At 64.6% G+C, this 16113-nt stretch carries 12 protein-coding genes; 8 read left to right on the top strand and 4 right to left on the bottom strand.

Annotated elements, in window-relative coordinates:
• Window positions 1-16: 16 nt before the first annotated feature.
• On the bottom strand, window positions 17-1267 hold the full coding sequence (lhgO, locus tag E8F12_RS03280; RefSeq protein ID WP_280323903.1) for an L-2-hydroxyglutarate oxidase: 1251 nt from the start codon (window positions 1265-1267) through the stop codon (window positions 17-19).
• 137 nt (window positions 1268-1404) lie between these two features.
• On the bottom strand, window positions 1405-2382 hold the full coding sequence (gene glaH / locus E8F12_RS03275; RefSeq protein ID WP_280323868.1) for a glutarate dioxygenase GlaH: 978 nt from the start codon (window positions 2380-2382) through the stop codon (window positions 1405-1407).
• Between the two features lie 182 nt (window positions 2383-2564).
• On the opposite strand from glaH, the gene csiR reads away from it, so the two are divergent.
• The 8 genes from csiR (at window position 2565) to E8F12_RS03235 (ending at window position 13177) form a co-directional block, all read left to right on the top strand.
• Window positions 2565-3266, top strand: coding sequence for a DNA-binding transcriptional regulator CsiR (gene csiR, locus E8F12_RS03270; RefSeq protein ID WP_280323867.1), 702 nt, complete (start codon window positions 2565-2567; stop codon window positions 3264-3266).
• A 271-nt stretch (window positions 3267-3537) separates the two neighbouring features.
• A complete protein-coding gene (locus E8F12_RS03265; protein ID WP_280323866.1) occupies window positions 3538-4866 on the top strand; it encodes an allantoin permease in 1329 nt (442 codons plus the stop codon).
• A 64-nt stretch (window positions 4867-4930) separates the two neighbouring features.
• Window positions 4931-6106, top strand: coding sequence for a hypothetical protein (locus E8F12_RS03260; RefSeq protein ID WP_280323865.1), 1176 nt, complete (start codon window positions 4931-4933; stop codon window positions 6104-6106).
• Window positions 6107-6374: 268 nt separating this feature from the next.
• A complete protein-coding gene (locus E8F12_RS03255) occupies window positions 6375-8120 on the top strand; it encodes a hydantoinase B/oxoprolinase family protein (RefSeq protein WP_280323864.1) in 1746 nt (581 codons plus the stop codon).
• Between the two features lie 13 nt (window positions 8121-8133).
• Window positions 8134-10218, top strand: a complete 2085-nt coding sequence (locus E8F12_RS03250; protein WP_280323863.1) for a hydantoinase/oxoprolinase family protein — start codon at window positions 8134-8136, stop codon at window positions 10216-10218.
• A 146-nt stretch (window positions 10219-10364) separates the two neighbouring features.
• Entirely contained in the window at window positions 10365-11321 is a 957-nt protein-coding gene (locus tag E8F12_RS03245; protein WP_280323862.1) for a helix-turn-helix domain-containing protein, read from the top strand.
• A 312-nt stretch (window positions 11322-11633) separates the two neighbouring features.
• A complete protein-coding gene (locus E8F12_RS03240) occupies window positions 11634-12506 on the top strand; it encodes a WYL domain-containing protein (RefSeq protein WP_280323861.1) in 873 nt (290 codons plus the stop codon).
• A gap of 287 nt (window positions 12507-12793) precedes the next feature.
• A complete protein-coding gene (locus tag E8F12_RS03235; RefSeq protein ID WP_280323860.1) occupies window positions 12794-13177 on the top strand; it encodes a hypothetical protein in 384 nt (127 codons plus the stop codon).
• Between the two features lie 73 nt (window positions 13178-13250).
• Here E8F12_RS03235 and E8F12_RS03230 read toward each other — a convergent pair whose 3' ends face one another.
• Window positions 13251-14903, bottom strand: coding sequence for an MFS transporter (locus tag E8F12_RS03230; protein WP_280323859.1), 1653 nt, complete (start codon window positions 14901-14903; stop codon window positions 13251-13253).
• Complete coding sequence (locus E8F12_RS03225; RefSeq protein ID WP_280323858.1) at window positions 14900-15997, bottom strand: HlyD family secretion protein; 1098 nt, start codon at window positions 15995-15997, stop codon at window positions 14900-14902. The genes E8F12_RS03230 and E8F12_RS03225 overlap by 4 nt, the downstream gene beginning before the upstream one ends.
• Between the last annotated feature and the right edge of the window lie 116 nt (window positions 15998-16113).

Here is a 16113-nt window from a genome sequence, read left to right as displayed (position 1 = left end):
TGGCGGTGACGACGGCTCAGCCGGCGGCCCGCTGGTTGTTATGGGTGGCTGGCTTCAGAAAACTGGTGCCGGATGCGGCCATCTGTTCGCGGACCTTGTCGACGATATGGGCGCCGATGGGGATGGCCGAGGTGGCGGCCGGCGACGGCGCATTGCACACATTCACGCTGCGCGGGGTGTTGACGAAGAGGAAGTCGTCGATGAGCTTGCCTTCGCGAGAAACCGCCTGGGCGCGCACGCCGGCCGGGTATTCGGTGAGGTCGGTCTTGGTGATGCTCGGGCAGTACTTCTGCACTTCCTTGAGGTAGCCGCCCTTGAACAGCGAGTTCTTCATCTCGATCAGGCCCGGGCGCAAGTTCTTCGCCAGCACCTTGAGGATGCCGGGGGACGTCAGGGTCTCGAACAGATCGGAAACGGAGATGTCGGACTTGCGATAACCTTCGCGCTTCATTGCCAGCACAGCGTTGGGGCCGACGGTGACGGTGCCGTCGATCATCCGCGTCAGGTGCACGCCGAGGAAGGGCATGGACGGGTCCGGAATCGGGTAGATCAGGTGGTTGACGATCTGGTTGTGCTGCTTGGGCAGCAAGTAGTACTCGCCACGGAACGGGCAGATGATGAAGTTCGGCTCGATGCCCAGCATGCGCACCACGCGGTCAGCCATCAGGCCCGAACAGGTGATGAGATAGCGGCTGCGGAACTCGTCGGTGCGGGTGCGTACCACCACTTCGTCGGCGCGCTCGTCGAGGCCGGTGACTTCGGCGCTGAAGCGGATCTCGCCACCGGCGGCCTGGAACTCGCGGCCCATGGCGGCGGTGACTTCGGCATAGCTGACGATGCCGCTGGAGGGCACGAAGATGCCGCCCATGCCGGCGATGTTCGGCTCACGCTCGCGCAGCTCGGCAGCGGACAGCCAATGGCGCTCCAGGCCGTTGGCGGCGGTGCGCTCCCAGAGCGCCTTCATGCGCTCCATTTCCAGCTCGTTGGTGGCCACCAGCAGCTTGCCGCACTCGTCATAGCGGATGCCGTGCTTGTTGCAGAAGGCCTTGGTGGCCTTGTTGCCTTCCAGGCAGAAGCGCGCCTTGAGGCTGCCGGGCGTGTAGTAGACGCCGGCGTGGATCACGCCGCTGTTGTGTCCGGTCTGGTGCCGGGCCGGGCCGGATTCCTTCTCCAGGAGGAGAACCTTGGCATCCGGGTAAACCTGCATCAGCTGCATGGCCGTGGACATACCCACGATACCGCCGCCGATGATGATGAAATCGTACACAGCCATTACCTCGCGCGTTCGCGCAGCAACCTTCATGGCGTTGGGCCTCGCTGCGCTCGGCGCCAACCTACGGTCGAACATTTGCATCGGGCGCGACGAAGGGCCGCCCGGGGCAGCCCTCCATCGTGATCCATTGATTATTGACCACGCAGGTAGCGGGGTTTCTCGTAGCTGATGTAGCCGCGCTGGCGCATCAGTTCGCGACGCAGGCCCTCGTGGGGAATGAAGCGGTCGCGGCCGTGCAACCAGAACAGGTTGTTGATCAGCAGGAAGCTGCCTACCGGCACCGGTACCGACAGTTTCTGCGCGCTGCCTTCCAGGGATTCGGACAGGGCGTTCAGCCAAATGCCTTCCTCGAAGTTCTCCGGCTGCACGAACTGGTCGATGTAGCGCATGGTCGGGCGGCCTTCGGCGTCGGTATCGAACACCGGGTGGAACACGTCCTCGCTGACCTTCTTGCTCGGCGGCGCCGTCCAGCGCATGTCGCGACGGGCCAGCGGGTGGCGGAAGAACTCGTCGCACTGCTCCCAGTCGTCCAGGTGCAGGATCAGGGAGTTGCCGCCTTCCATGTTCTTCTCGTCGATTTTCAGCATCAGCACGTAGTCGGTGATCTGGTTCACGAAGGTGCCGTCGTTGTGCAGCTCCATGACACGGTGCGGCTGGCGCAGGTAGCTGTCGGAGTTGTCGGTGTTGACCACCACGAAGCGGGCATAGAACTGGCCGCTCATGGCGTCGTAGTTGGAACGACCGATCAGGTGGGCGCAGGCGGTGGTGAACTTCACCATGTCTTCGGCCTGGCTCACGTCATCCAGACCGATGGGCTTGATCAGCATGCCGCCGGTGGCACGGCTGAGGATGGTGTTCAGCAGTACAGGGCGCAGGCTGCCTTCGCACAGTTCGTCGAGAATCTGGCCCAGGCGGAAGCGCAGGAAGGACTTGTACTCCAGCGCCTGCACCGGCCATTCACCCACCGCCTCGACGAAAGCCTGGACCGTTTCGCGGGCGAACGTCAGTTCGAGCAGGCGCGGCGACTGTTCGGAGGGTGCGACGGTGAACCCCCGGGTCTCCAGCGGCATCGGCATTACAAGGTCCTCGATCTTCGTAAAGGCGTTCATGGCGGTTTCCTGGCAAAGAGGTGGTGAGCAGCGCCTGGACCAGGCGGGTGATCAAAAAATATCGCCACAATCGCAAAATGTCTACATTTTTGAAAAACAAAAATAAAACATTCGTTTGTCTATTGTTTTTCGTCCATCAGACGTTTCGGTATGATCCGTGAAACCCTTTGAGGAACAGCACTTTGGAAGCACTCGCCCCTCGTCAGAACTCGGCTTTCAGCGGGTATGAGTGGCTCAAGCAGGACATCATCCGTGGCGTGTTCAAGCCCGGGGAAAAGCTGCTGATGAGCGCCCTGAAGGAACGCTACGACCTGGGTGTGGGGCCGCTGCGCGAGGCCCTGTCGCAACTGGTCGCGGAAAAGCTGGTGGTGGCCATCAGCCAGAAGGGCTATCGCGTGGCGCCCATGTCCCTGGAAGAGATGAAGGACATCTACGACGCCCGCGCCAACCTGGAGGCGATGATCGTCGGCCTGGCCATCGAGCGCGGCGACGATGCCTGGGAAGCCTCGGTGCTGGCCCAGTCCCACACCTTGGCCAAGGTGATGGAGGTGAAGACCCGCGAGCAGCGCCTGGATGTCTGGGACGAACGCCACAAGGCCTTCCACACCGCCATCGCCGCCGGCTGCGGGTCCAAGCACCTGCTGCAGGCGCGCACTTACCTCTTCGATCAGGCCGAGCGCTACCGCCATCTCTGGCTGACCCAGACGGTGTTCTCCGAGGAAGCCCTCGAACTCAAACGCCAGGAACACGCGGCGCTGGTGGAGGCCATCCTCGCCCGCGATGCGGCGCGGGCCAGCGAGATGATGCGCACCCACCTGATGACCCCGGTGCCGATCATCGCCGAGATCATGCGCGCCGGAGGGATGGGCAGCCCGGCCCGCTGACCGCGACGCCGTGATCTTCCTGTAGGATCGCCCCAGCTTCGGCTCCGCTTTTTCTTGTGGGAGCGATTTCAATTGCGAAGCAGCCCGCAGGGCTGTCCCGATGGACCCAACCGCGCGTTGCAAACGCGAAATCACCTGCGATGCAAAGCCACGGCCCGCCCCTCCAATACACCCAACCGCAAAAACTCATACGCCAAACGCAAATCCAGACCGGCCGGTTTTCCTTACCGTCTTGGAGCCTCTCACTCCAACAACAAGAAGGGTCAAGGTCATGGCTGGTGCACTTTCCAACAAACAATCATCCCCTGAGCAACCGGTACCGGACTCGCAGCGGCTCGGCCGCGGCTCCCTGACCATGGCCTGGTGGGGCATCTGCAGCGCGATGTTCTACCTGGTGGTGGCCGCCGCCCTGGCCATGGGCTACGGCACCCTGAACGCCATCGTCGGCCTGGTGCTGTCGGTGCTCAGCTACGGCGCCATCAACGCCGTCATCGCCCGTCACGCCATCGCCAGCGGGCTCTCGGTGGCGCAGTTCTCCCAGGTACTGTTCGGCAGGACGGGCGCGGCCCTGGCCACGCTGATCTTCAGCGCCACGGCAATCTACTACAGCGTCTTCGAGGGCTCGGTGATGGCGGTGGCGTTGCATCACTACCTGCCGGGCTTCGAGCTGCACGTCGCATTCCTCGTGGTGGTGGCCTACAGCGTGCTGCTGATCTTCGGCAATGCCATGCGCTGGCTCGACAAGCTCAACGGCGTTCTGCTCCCCTTCTACCTGCTCGGCCTGGTGGCGGCGGTGGCGATGGCCATCGGCGAGTACGGCTATTCCTCCGCCTGGCTGGCCATGGCGCCTGAAAGCGGGCCGGTGCCGAACGGCTGGTGGAACTGCTTCACCTACTTCATGGGGGTCTGGGTGCTGATGATGTACACCTGGGACTACGCCCGCTTCGGCCGCCAGGAAGACAGCCGTTACCACGCCCGCTTCAACTTCGGCATGCCCTTTTACGTCGTGGCCTTCCTGCTCAACGGCCTGGTGGGCATCTTCCTGGCCGCCACCATCCCCACCGAGGGCGGTCTCTCCGAGGTCTCGGTGGTACTGGCGATCATCAAGCTGATGGGCCTGGCCGGCCTGCTCTTCGTCTGGATCAGCCAGACCCGCATCAACACCGGCAACTTCTTCCTCGCCGCCACCAACCTGCAGGCGTTCTGCACCCTGCTTGGCCTGTCCCGGGTGCCCTACGCGGCCTGGGCGCTGCTGACCGGCGCGCTGGTCTACCTGCTGATGCTGTTCGACGTGTTCAGCTACATCCTCCAGGCGCTGGCCTATCAGAGCCTGTTCATCGTCGGCTGGGTCGCCATCGCCCTGGCCCACCTGCTCGGCACCCGCACCGACCGCTACCGGCTCGACAAGCTGCCCGCCCTGCGCGCCCGCGGCCTGCTGGCCTGGGCTCTGTCGGCGGCGGTGGGCATCGGCCTGCACCTGTCGGGTGACGCAGCCCTGGCCACCGCCTCGGCGCCGGCCGCCTTCATCACGGCATTCCTCGGTTACCTGGCGGCGCCCCTGCTGCTACGCCGCGCCCAGCCCCAGGGCGACCCGAGCTGATACCCGGCCGCCCGGCCGGGCGGCCCCTCCCCCCGCAACCACAAGAACAAATCCGGAGCGGACCATGTTCCTGCAACACACTCGGCTTACCTCGTTTTTTGCACTCTTGCTCGCCATCGGCCTGGCCCAGCCCGCCGCCGCCGTGGAGATCACCGACGACCTCGACCTCGGCGGCGCCATTCGCGGGCGTCTGGACTACGACCCCGACCGGGACATTTCCAAGTTCAGCTTCGATACCTTCTTCCTAACCGCCGACTACCACTCGGACAGCTGGATCGCCGCCGCCAAGTACCGCTTCTACGGCGATGCCTACCCCTTCGAATACACCGACAAGGTGGGCGACATCGCCTTCGCCGAGTACGCCTGGATCGGCTACCGCTTCACCCCCGAACAGCAATTGCAGATAGGCCAGACAGCCATTCCCTTCGGCCTGCTGCCGTGCTTCGGCAGCACCTTCTTCGAGACCCTGGGCAGCGTGATCGGTCTGGAAGACACCCAGGACATCGGTTTCAAGTACCTGGCCAGGCACGGCGACTGGGACCTGCGGGCCGCGTACTACCCGATTCCCGCCGAACAGGGCCGCGGCACCAGCCGGGGCGGGCGAACCTACGGCACCAGTGTCGCCACTGCCGACAACTACGTGGTGGACGGCAGCGACAACCACGAGCGCGACATCCTCGTCGGCCGCGTGGCGCGGACTTACCAGGCCGACGGCTGGAGTGGCGAGCTGGGCGCATCCTTGCTGACTTCCACCCTGGAGAACCAGGACACCGACCGCGACGGCCATCGCCACGCCGCCGCCCTGCACGCCACTGCGCAGCATGGACCCTGGGGCTTCCAGGTCCAGGCCGCGCGCCAGCGCATGAGCCCGGAGAACCCCGGTGACGATCGCCTGGTGAGCTTCGGCAGTTTCGACGGCACCTTCAACGTCGCCGCCAAGGGCAACCTCTACGTGGCGGACGTGAGCTACAGCGTGCCGCGACAGTACGGTTGGCTGTCTGGCATCAAGCTGTATGCGAACTACAGCCTGTTCGACAAGGACGAACGGGACTTCCAGGACTCCCAGCGCTTCATCGCCGGCACCTCCTTCACCCTCGGCCCGCTGTGGATCGCCCTGGAATGGCTGCACGGCAGGAACGACCCGTACATCGGCGGCAGCAGCTACACCCAGAGCCTGGGCGCGGGCGGTACGGACCAGTGGGAGAACCAGCTGTACAGCAATGTCGGGTACTACTTCTGAGGCAGGCGGGGGCAGCGGTGCTGCCCTTCGCGAATGAATTCGCCCCTACAAGGGGCTCACTCCGGGCTCGGCGCCGCTTTTCCCTGTAGGGGCGATTTCAATCGCCAAGCGGACCGCAGGTTCGCCCCATCCCCGATCGAGTGCGCCCAGACGCAACAAGGGGTACACCCAGTGACAAGCCAGCCACCCCGCCCCGGCCGTAGCCTTTCCACCACGGACCGCCGCCGGCGGCCCTCACCCGAAGCACAAGAAGAAACGTTGGTGCCCTATGAAAACAGTTGATCCGATCACCCTGGCGGTCGTTCGAGGCGCGCTGGAAACAGCGCAACGCGAAATGACCCTGACCCTTGAAAAGACCGGCCGCTCCAGTGTGTTCAACCTGGCCCATGACTATTCCAACTCCCTGTTCGACCACCTTCCGGAAATGATTCTGCAAGGCCAGGACATTCCGATCCACCTGGGTTCGCTGATCCCCGCCATGAAATGCGTGGCCGAATTCTTCGGCGACGACATCGCCGAAGGCGACGTGATCTATCACAACGACCCCGCCTACAAGGGCAGTCACATCCTCGACTGCTGCATGTACAAACCGGTGTTCCACAAGGGCGAACTGGTGTTCTGGACCGTCTGCAAGGGCCACCTCACCGATATCGGCGGCCCGGTGCCGGCCGGCTACAACCCCGACGCCAAGGAGATCTACGCCGAGGGCTTGCGCATCCCGCCGGTAAAGCTCTGGGAGAAGGGCAAGCGCCGTGAGGACGTGATCAACCTGTTGCTCACCAACATGCGCGCCCGCCCCTACCAGGAAGGTGACCTCAACGCCCAGTTCGGCGCCTGCAAGGTCGGCGAGCGCCACCTGCTGGAACTACTGGACAAGTACGGCGTGGAACAGGTGCGCGCCTGCATCGCCGAGTTGAAGAGCATGGCCGACCGACACATGCGCGCGCTGCTACGCGATGTGCCGGACGGCCACTACAGCGGCACCGCCGTGCTCGAGGACTCCGGCCACGGCCTGGGCGAGCTGGCCATCACCGCCCATGTGGAAATCCGTGGCGACGAGGCGCATATCCGCATCGAAAGCCCGCCCCAGGTGCCCTACTTCATCAACTCCTACGAGGGCAACTCGGTATCCGGCGTGTACCTCGGCCTGATGATGTTCGCCCAGGTCGCCCCGCCCTATAACGAAGGCCTCTACCGTTGCGTGACCGTCGACGTCGGGCCCAGGGGCACCCTGTGCAACGCCGAAGAACCGGCGCCCCACGTCAACTGCACCACCACGCCCATGGAAACCCTGGCCGATGCCGTGCGCCTGGCCCTGGAGCAGGCCTCGCCGCAGCGCGTCACCGCCTCCTGGGGCCACGCCAGTGGCATCAACATCGCCGGCCACGACCCGCGCAACGAGAACAGCGAGTACGTCACCATGGTGCTGGCCTCGATCATCGCCGGGGCCGGCGCCAACAAGGTGATGGACGGCTGGCACGCCTGCGGCCCGCTGTGCTGCTTCGGCGCGCTGATGAGCGGCGACATCGAGCTGCTGGAACACGCCTATCCGGTGCTGATCCACCGCTACAGCCTGATGGCCGACAGCGGCGGCGCCGGTGAATTCCGCGGCGGCTCCGGAACCCGCCTGGAGATCGAGCCGCTGGAACATGCCATGACCGTGGTCGGCTTCGGCGAAGGCCGCCAGCTGCCGACCGCCGGCGCCGCCGGGGCGCGCAATGCCCTGGCGGAGCCCAAGCTCGGCCGCCTGACCCATCGAATGGCCGATGGCGAGGAAGTCCACTACGTCCAGAACCCCATGCTCACCATTCAGCCGGGTGAGCGGATCATCAACATCAACCCCGGTGGTGGCGGCTACGGCGACCCGCGGCGCCGCCCGGTGGCAGCCGTCCTGCAGGACGTGCGCAACGGCCTGGTCTCGCCCCAGGGCGCGGCCCTGGAGTACGGCGTGATCCTCGACGCCGACGGCCACCTCGACGAAACCGCCACCCGCGCCGCCCGCGGCCAGTTCTGACCGGAGATCCGACATGCGCAACCAATATCGCCTGGGCATCGACGCCGGCGGCACCTTCACCGACTTCATCCTGGCCGACCGCGACGGCAGCGTGCAGCTGTTCAAGGCCCCCTCCACCCCGCAGGACGGCACCCTGGCCATCCGCGCGGGCCTCGCGCAAATCGCCGACGCCACCGGCCGCACGCCGGCCGACGTGATCGCCAACTGCGACCTGTGCATCAATGGCACCACCGTCGCCCTCAACGCGCTGATCGAGCGCACCGGGGTCAAGGTCGGCCTGCTCTGCACCGCCGGCCACGAAGACAGCCTGGAAATCCGCCTTGGCCACAAGGAGGAAGGCCATCGCTACGACGCCCATTACCCGCCGGCGCATATGCTGGTGCCGCGCCATCTGCGCCGCCCCATCGGCGGCCGCATCCTCGGTGACGGCCGCGAGCACAGCCCGCTGGACGAGCGCGCCGTGCGCGACGCCATCGAGTACTTCCGCGCCGAGGGCGTGGAGGCGGTCGCCATCTCCTTCGTCTGGTCGGTGCGCAACCCCAGCCACGAGAAACGCGCCGCCGAACTGGTGCGCTCCGCGCTGCCGGGCGTGTTCGTCTGCACCGGCGTCGAGGTCTTCCCGCAGATCCGCGAATACACCCGCACCTCCACCACCGTGGTCAACGCCTACCTGAGCCCGGTGATGGCGCGCTACGTGGAGCGCATCGATGCCCTGTTCGAGGAACTCGGCGCCCAGCAGCCGGTGCGCTATTTCCAGTCCAATGGCGGGCTGGCACCGGGCAATGTGATGCGCGACCGCGCGGTCAACGCCATCAACTCCGGCCCGGCCTCTGCGCCACAGGCCGGACTCTCGGTGGCGCGCCCCTTCGGCATCGATAACGTCATTACCGTGGACATGGGCGGCACGTCCTTCGACATCACCCTGACCAACGCCGGCCGCACCAACTTCAGCAAGGACGTGGACTTCCTCCGCCAGCGCATCGGCGTGCCGATGATCCAGGTGGAAACCCTCGGCGCCGGGGGCGGCTCCATCGCCCACCTCGACGAGTTCGGCATGCTCCAGGTCGGCCCGCGTAGCGCCGGTGCCAAGCCGGGGCCGGTGTGCTACGGCAAGGGCGGTAGCGAACCGACCGTGACCGACGCCAACCTGGCCCTGGGCTATTTGCCCGACGGCGCGCTGCTCGGCGGCAGCATCCGCCTCAACCGCCAGGCGGCGCTGGATGCCATACGGCAGAAGATCGCCGACCCGCTGGGCATCAGCGTCGAACGTGCGGCCTTCGGCATCACCACCCTGGTCAACCTGAACATGGTCAACGGCATCCGCCGCGTGTCCATCGAGCGCGGTCACGACCCGCGCGACTTCGCCCTGATCGGCGCCGGCGGTGCGGCCGGCATGCACGTGGTGCGCCTGGCCGAGGAGATCGGCATCCACACCGTGCTGATTCCCAAGGTCGCATCGGGCCTGTGCGCCTTCGGCCAGATCCTCTCGGACGTGCGCTACGATCAGCTGACCACACTGCCCATGCGCCTGGATGCCGGGCATGTCGACCTGGACCGGCTCAACCGGGCGCTGGCCGACCTGCGCCGGCAGGGCCTGGTCAACCTGCGCGACGACGGCTTCGGCGACGAGGCCAGCAGCTGCCATTACACCCTGGAGATGCGCTACCTCGGGCAGATCCACGAATGCAGCGTGGAGCTGGAAGCCCACCAGCTCGACGAAGTCGGCCTGGCCACGCTCTGCGAGGCCTTCCACGCGCGCCACCAGACCCTCTACTCCTACAGCGAGCGCAGCAGCCCGGTGGAGCTGGTCAACCTGGAGTGCTCGGTGATCGGCCAACTGCCGCGCCCGCCGCACCGCGAATTGCAAGGCCCGGCCAATCCGCCATCGCCAGTGCCGGACAGCCTGCGGCCCATGCTGTTCAGCGCCGAGGGTGAATGGCAGTCCACTGCCGTGTTCAACGGCAACCGCCTGCTGCCCGGCCAGACGGTGCAAGGTCCCTGCGTGATCGAGGAAGACACCACCAATATCGTGGTGCCCCCGGGCTGGCAGGCCACCCTGGAGCCCTCCGCTACCTACCGGGTGACGTGCGGCGCTTGATGTCGGCCGCCGTCACACCGATCATCTGGCTGTTCCCAGCCCGGCAGTCCTCGACTGCCGGGCTGCCTGACAATAACAAGAGCTGCTTGAGTAGCTTGCTTGCAGTTCCTTTTTTCAATGCTGCCCTCTTTGAAAAAGGTCGAACCATGCCCACAGAACTATCGACCCACGGCTGGTCGCTGCCCGAACGGCAAGCGCGCTGGGTCGAGGCCATCAGCGATACCTACTTCGCCTTGAGCCTGGAGTTCGCCGCCGACAAGCCTTTCGATGGCCACCTGCAACGCTGGAGCACGCCCAGCACCCCGCTCAGCCTCTCGCGCCTGCGCTCCAGCGAGCTGGGCTATTCGCGCAGCAAGGCGCAGATCGGCCAGGACCACGATGCCTTCTACCTGGTCACCGTACCGCGTCGCGCCGACGTGCACTTCGAGCAGGACGGCCGCGAACTGAGCTGCAGCCCCGGCGGTTTCATCGTCGAGCGGGGCGACGCGCCCTACCGCTTCCACTACGGCGCCGACAACGACCTCTGGGTACTCAAACTGCCGGAACGCGCACTCAAGGGCCACTTGCGCGGCCCCGAACGCTATACCCGCTATTGCTTCGATGCCACCCGGGGCCTGGGACGCGTCTTCGTCGAGCAGCTCGACCTCTGCGCGCGGCACTTCGATGACTGCCCGACAGCGGCCCGCCACCTCCTGCTGGAGCAGGCCATGTCGACGCTGCTGCTGGCGCTGCAACAGGACGAAAGGGTGCTCGGCAGCGAAGGGAGCAACCTCAGCACCCTGCACCTGTCGCGAGTCGAGCGCTTCGTCGCGCAGAACCTCGGCGACCCGGATCTTTCGCCGCAATCCATCGCCAGCGCCTGCGGCCTTTCGCTGCGCTACCTGCACAAGCTGTTCGCCAGCACGCCCTACACCCTCGGCGAATGGGTACGCCAGCAGCGCCTCGAAGCGGTGCACCGTCAGCTGCGCGACCCGCAATGCCACCTGTCCATCGGTGAACTGGCTTTCCGCTGGGGCTTCAGCGACCAGGCCCAGTTCACTCGTGCCTTCCGCCAGCAATTTGGCTGTACCGCCCGCGAAGTCCGCGGCGCCCGCGCGCACTGAGCGGCTCTCCAGGACGAATTCGCGCAGCGCTTTTTCGTAGGGGCGAATTCATTCGCCAAGCGGGCCGAAGGCTCGCCCCCGGAGCGCTTCAGGGGCTGCTGCGCAGCCCTTGGCGAATGAATTCGCCCCTACAAGCACGTGCACGCCCAATACCCTGCCCTGGCTCCGATCCGCTCCTCTATGGAGCGATTTCAATCGCTATGCAACCCGCAGGGCAGTCTTGCCCGATGGCGCCCACATATGTAGCGTAAGCCGACAGATCCAGATTGTGGATGTGTACAGGCAAGCATTGGGCACGGACGGGGGCAGACCATGAAACGCAAGCAATCGATCGAACATGTGCGCTGGGACCTGGCCCTGCGCTACCGCCTGATCGAGACGGTGGTGTGGTGGGAAGGGCGCCTGACCACCAACCACCTGATGCAGAGCTTCGGCATCAGCCGGCAGCAGGCGTCCAAGGACATCAACACCTACATCGGCGACCATGCGCCCAAAAACCTGACCTATGACAAGCACCTGAAGGGCTACGTCCCGAGCAAACAGTTTCGCCCGCTGTTCATCGACGACAGCGCCGACGCCTACCTCCACCTGCTCAACCAGAACCATGAGCGCGCGCCGCATATCGAAGGCCTGGCCCTGGCCTACGCCCATACCGAGGTGCTCAAGGTACCGGACCGCTCGGTGCGCCCCGAGGTGCTGCGACCGCTGCTCAAGGCCTGCCGCGAAGGCCTGCGACTGGAGACCGAGTACGTCTCCCTGGCCAACCCGACTCCGGAAATCCGCCTGATCGCCCCGCATACCCTGGTCTACACCGGCATGCGCTGGCATGTGCGCGCCTACTGCGAGAAGAACCGCGCCTACCGCGACTTCGTCCTCAGCCGCCTGCGCGGCGAGCCCGAGCTGCTGGACGCGTCGGACAATGGTCGCGACCAGGACGAAGGCTGGAACACCCAGGTACAAGTGATCATCGAGCCCGATCCGCGCCTCAAGCCGGCACAGAAGACACTGATCGAAGTCGACTTCGGCATGCAGGACGGCCAGCTGCTGCTGGACACTCGCGGCGCCCTGGTGCAGTACGTGCTGCAGCGCTACCAGATCGACCCGAACAAGGTGCAGGCCAAGGCCGTGGCGCAACAGATAGTGGCGGCCAACCTGGAGGAGCTGGAGCGTTGGCTCTACACCTGAGCTCCCAGCCAAACCATTGTGGGGGCGAATTCATTCGCCAAGGGCAGCGAAGCTGCCCCCCATTAACGTGTCAGGGCAGGCTTCCACCGCAGGTTGGGCAGAGCGCAGCGAACAGGCCATGCTGCCAAATGCGTTGCTGGCAAGTGTTGCTCAAGAAAAAATCCTACGCCCAGGAATAAACAGGTTCGTTGGTCGTCTCTTGCTTGGTGGATGCGATCTGCCATTGCCCCAAGCACAGAAACCCGAACAGCGAATTTCCTGATCGTTTACACGACACGAGAGCCCCTATGCCGAAGAACATACTGCTACCTGCTGCCGCGCTGACCTTCTACGGCCTGTCCTCCGTAGCCATGGCCGCAGCCCCGGCAAAAACAGTCGACACCGCCTTGGGCAAGACCCTGGTCGATAGCCAAGGGATGACCCTCTACACATTTGCCAAAGACACCGAAGGCAAATCCGCCTGCATAGGCCAATGCGCCCAAAACTGGCCGCCACACATGGCCCCTGCCAATGCGGTGCCGGGTGATGGCTACACGGTCATTACTCGCAAAGATGGAAGTCGGCAATGGGCCTATCAAGGCAAGCCGCTGTACACCTGGGTCAAGGATTCCAAGCCCGGAGATACGACCGGCGATGGAGTGAATCAGGTTTGGCACGTGGCCAAACCCTGAACCTCGGTTGGCATCGGAAAAAGATCCCCTTCTTCCCCGAGGAAGGACAATGCCGCGCCTGGTGCGTGGCTTTTCATTTGAATTGCAACGTGGATGCGGACGGCAGGGAACGGCCGCACCCTTTTCCCTCGTCAGCCGAAGGACGCACAGCGCACGCTTTCGCGTATCGCGAGAGTCCGATCTTGATGCCGACCAGCATGGGGGCGGCGATTACAAATAGCAGGGAAACTGCGATGAACGCGGTGTCGAAGGCAATCACTGTGGACTGACCTGTTACGACCCGGCCGAGAAGGCTCGTCGCTCCCTGGCTGGCGGCCGCCGCATCCATTCCTTTCACCGCCAGCATGGCTGTCGTGGTCGTCAGCCGTTCGATGACCGCGGCCCCTCCTCCGGTGACGCTAGCGCCAAGGACCACGGCATTGGCGGCGACGTTGTGCTCGATCAGTGTCTGGAGCGCTGCGACCCCCATGAGACCACCAAGCTGGCGGCCTGTATTGAAGAGGCCTATCCCGGAGGCGAGGTTTCGGCGGTTGAGGTCGCTGAATGCGATCAAGGTGATCGACAGAAACAGGAAGCCCAGGCCCAGGCCGCGCAACAGGATGGCTGCCATCATGTCGTCTGTGCCGCTCTCGCTGGTCGAACCGGACAGCATCCACATCGCAACCATGATCATCAGGATGCCAAAGGGCACTGTGGCGACCGGCGGAACGCGGCGAGCCTGCATGAGATAGGCAGCAATGAGGAGCGCGCCGATGAACAACGCGCCACTCGGCAACAGGAGCTGGCCGGCATCGGTAGGCGTGAACGCGAGGACGGACAAGGCGAACGCCGGAATCAGGAACGCGCTGCCGAACAATGCGGCGCCGGCGACAAAACTGACGATGAAGGCAAAGGTAAAATCGCTCGAATTGAACAGGGTGAAGTCGAGCAGACCTTGGCCTTTGGCCAATACCTGTTGGCCGAGAAACGCCAGCAGAGCGGCTGCGCCTATCACTGTCAGCCACAGGATGCGGGGTTCCTCGAACCAGTCCCAGCGGCTGCCCTGGCTGAAGACGTAGGTGAAACAGAATAGGGTGGCAGAAATCAGTGAGAAGCCGATCCAATCAAACGGACGGTGCCGGATCCTGGTCGGCAACGGGCAGTCTGCGATGAGCAGAAGTCCGGTTGCCGCCAGGGCAAGCGGCACAATGCTGAAGAAGATCCATGTCCAGGACTGGCTATCGATCAACCAACCTTGAAGGGCCGGGGCGATGGTCGCGGGCGCGACAACCGAGCCCATGGCGAACAGGGCTTGAAGGATCGGCTGATGGGCTCGCGGATAGGCGAGAAATATGAGCGTCTGGCCCCCGATGAGCAGAGTGCCGCCGGCGAAGCCCTGAATGAATCGAAGAGCGACCAGCAGGTCCAGCCGAGCTGTGATGGCGGCAATGCCGCACGCCAGGCCCATGACCAGGGTGGCGCCGATGATCACGTCCCGCGGATGGAAGCGGTTCAGCAGCGAGGGCGCGATCATGAATCCGATGAGCTTGAGCGCGGTGTAGCCGATATCCAGCCAGGCAAACTCATCAGGCGTCGCATAGGTGTCGCCGATGATGTCGCCTCGCCCGAGCGACAGAACGGTGCTGGCGATCGCTTCTGTCAGCGTGGCAAGCACTATGCCCGCAACAAGAAGGAGCCCGGCCGTAGATCTGCCGTGGCTCCGCGTGGCGGTGGCAAGCGTTGTCATGAGCCGCTCCCTTCATCGATCTCGACGCGCGCGGACAGGCCAGGCACGATGCGGCCCGGCAACGGATTGTTGGCAAACCGGATCTTTACCGGAACGCGCTGCACGACACGAACGAAGTTCCCGGTTGCGTTATCCGTGGGGAGCAGGCTGAACGCCGACCCACTACCCGGTGCAAAGCTGTCGACCACGCCTTCAAGTGCCCCGTCGGGGTAGCCGTCGACCGTGATACGCACGCTCTGGCCGGGCCGGATGTTCTCGAGTTGGGTTTCCTTGAAATTCGCCACGACCCACACATCATTGACCGGAACGATATCGAGCAAGGACACGCCGGGCGTAACGAACCGGCCGATGCGGACCTGGCGGTTGCCGATGACCCCACTCACAGGCGCGCGCACCACGGTGCTGTCGAGATCGATCTGGGCGAGATCGCGCGCGGCCTGTGCCTGTGCCACGGCAGCAACGGCAGCTTCTCGCTGGGCCACCAGGACGACGATGCGTTGCTGTTGAGCCTCTACCGTTGCGGAAGCGGCCGACACCTTCGCCTCGGTATCCAATCGTGCCGCGTCGCTTTCATCGACGAGGGCTTGGCTGACCGAGTTGCTGCGGATCAGTTTGCGGCTGCGATCGTGGGTCTTGGTCGCCAGGTTCATCTCGGCCACGGCCGAACGTCTCTGGGCTTCGGCCTGTCGAATGAGCGCACGCTGAAGCTGGGTCTCCGCATCGACATTGGTCAGGCGAGCCTCGGCTGCTTTGACATTGGCCACTGCTTGCGCAAGCCGTGCGTGGTAGTCCCGATCGTCGATCCGGAACAGGACGTCACCCGCCCGGACGGCCTGGTTGTCCTCGACCTCTACGGCAGTGACATAACCGGCAATCTTTGCGGCGAGCGAGGTGACGTCTCCGCGGATATAGGCGTTGTCGGTCGAGGTCTCGCCGAACGTACGAGCCATGGCCCATCCGGCGGCCGCAATGACCACGGCGCCGACGCACAGCAGTATGCCGATCAGCTTTCTCCTGCTTTGCCGCGCCACTACGACACCGATCTCGGAGCCTTCGCCGGTGGCAATGGCGACTTTGTCCTCGAGCGATTTCATTGTCTCGTTTCCTGTTGAATGCCGATGACCTGCAGAAGCCTCGGGGCGGCAGAAGCCTGCCGCCGGGCTGCCCTGCGTCGATGAGCACGTTGATCGGAACACTCCGTAGGGCTGAT

The sequence above is a fragment of the Pseudomonas sp. BN102 genome (assembly GCF_029871245.1).
Classification (GTDB): domain Bacteria; phylum Pseudomonadota; class Gammaproteobacteria; order Pseudomonadales; family Pseudomonadaceae; genus Metapseudomonas.
Note: the sequence above shows the minus strand (reverse complement) of the source record. Positions and strands in the feature narration are given on the sequence as shown.

Coding starts and splice junctions, on each gene's coding strand:
- glaH (WP_280323868.1), bottom strand. CDS start 2,382: ATGAACGCCTTTACGAAGATCGAGGACCTTGTAATGCCGATGCCGCTG.
- E8F12_RS03265 (WP_280323866.1), top strand. CDS start 3,538: ATGGCTGGTGCACTTTCCAACAAACAATCATCCCCTGAGCAACCGGTA.
- E8F12_RS03260 (WP_280323865.1), top strand. CDS start 4,931: ATGTTCCTGCAACACACTCGGCTTACCTCGTTTTTTGCACTCTTGCTC.
- E8F12_RS03255 (WP_280323864.1), top strand. CDS start 6,375: ATGAAAACAGTTGATCCGATCACCCTGGCGGTCGTTCGAGGCGCGCTG.
- E8F12_RS03250 (WP_280323863.1), top strand. CDS start 8,134: ATGCGCAACCAATATCGCCTGGGCATCGACGCCGGCGGCACCTTCACC.
- E8F12_RS03245 (WP_280323862.1), top strand. CDS start 10,365: ATGCCCACAGAACTATCGACCCACGGCTGGTCGCTGCCCGAACGGCAA.
- E8F12_RS03240 (WP_280323861.1), top strand. CDS start 11,634: ATGAAACGCAAGCAATCGATCGAACATGTGCGCTGGGACCTGGCCCTG.
- E8F12_RS03235 (WP_280323860.1), top strand. CDS start 12,794: ATGCCGAAGAACATACTGCTACCTGCTGCCGCGCTGACCTTCTACGGC.
- E8F12_RS03230 (WP_280323859.1), bottom strand. CDS start 14,903: ATGACAACGCTTGCCACCGCCACGCGGAGCCACGGCAGATCTACGGCC.
- E8F12_RS03225 (WP_280323858.1), bottom strand. CDS start 15,997: ATGAAATCGCTCGAGGACAAAGTCGCCATTGCCACCGGCGAAGGCTCC.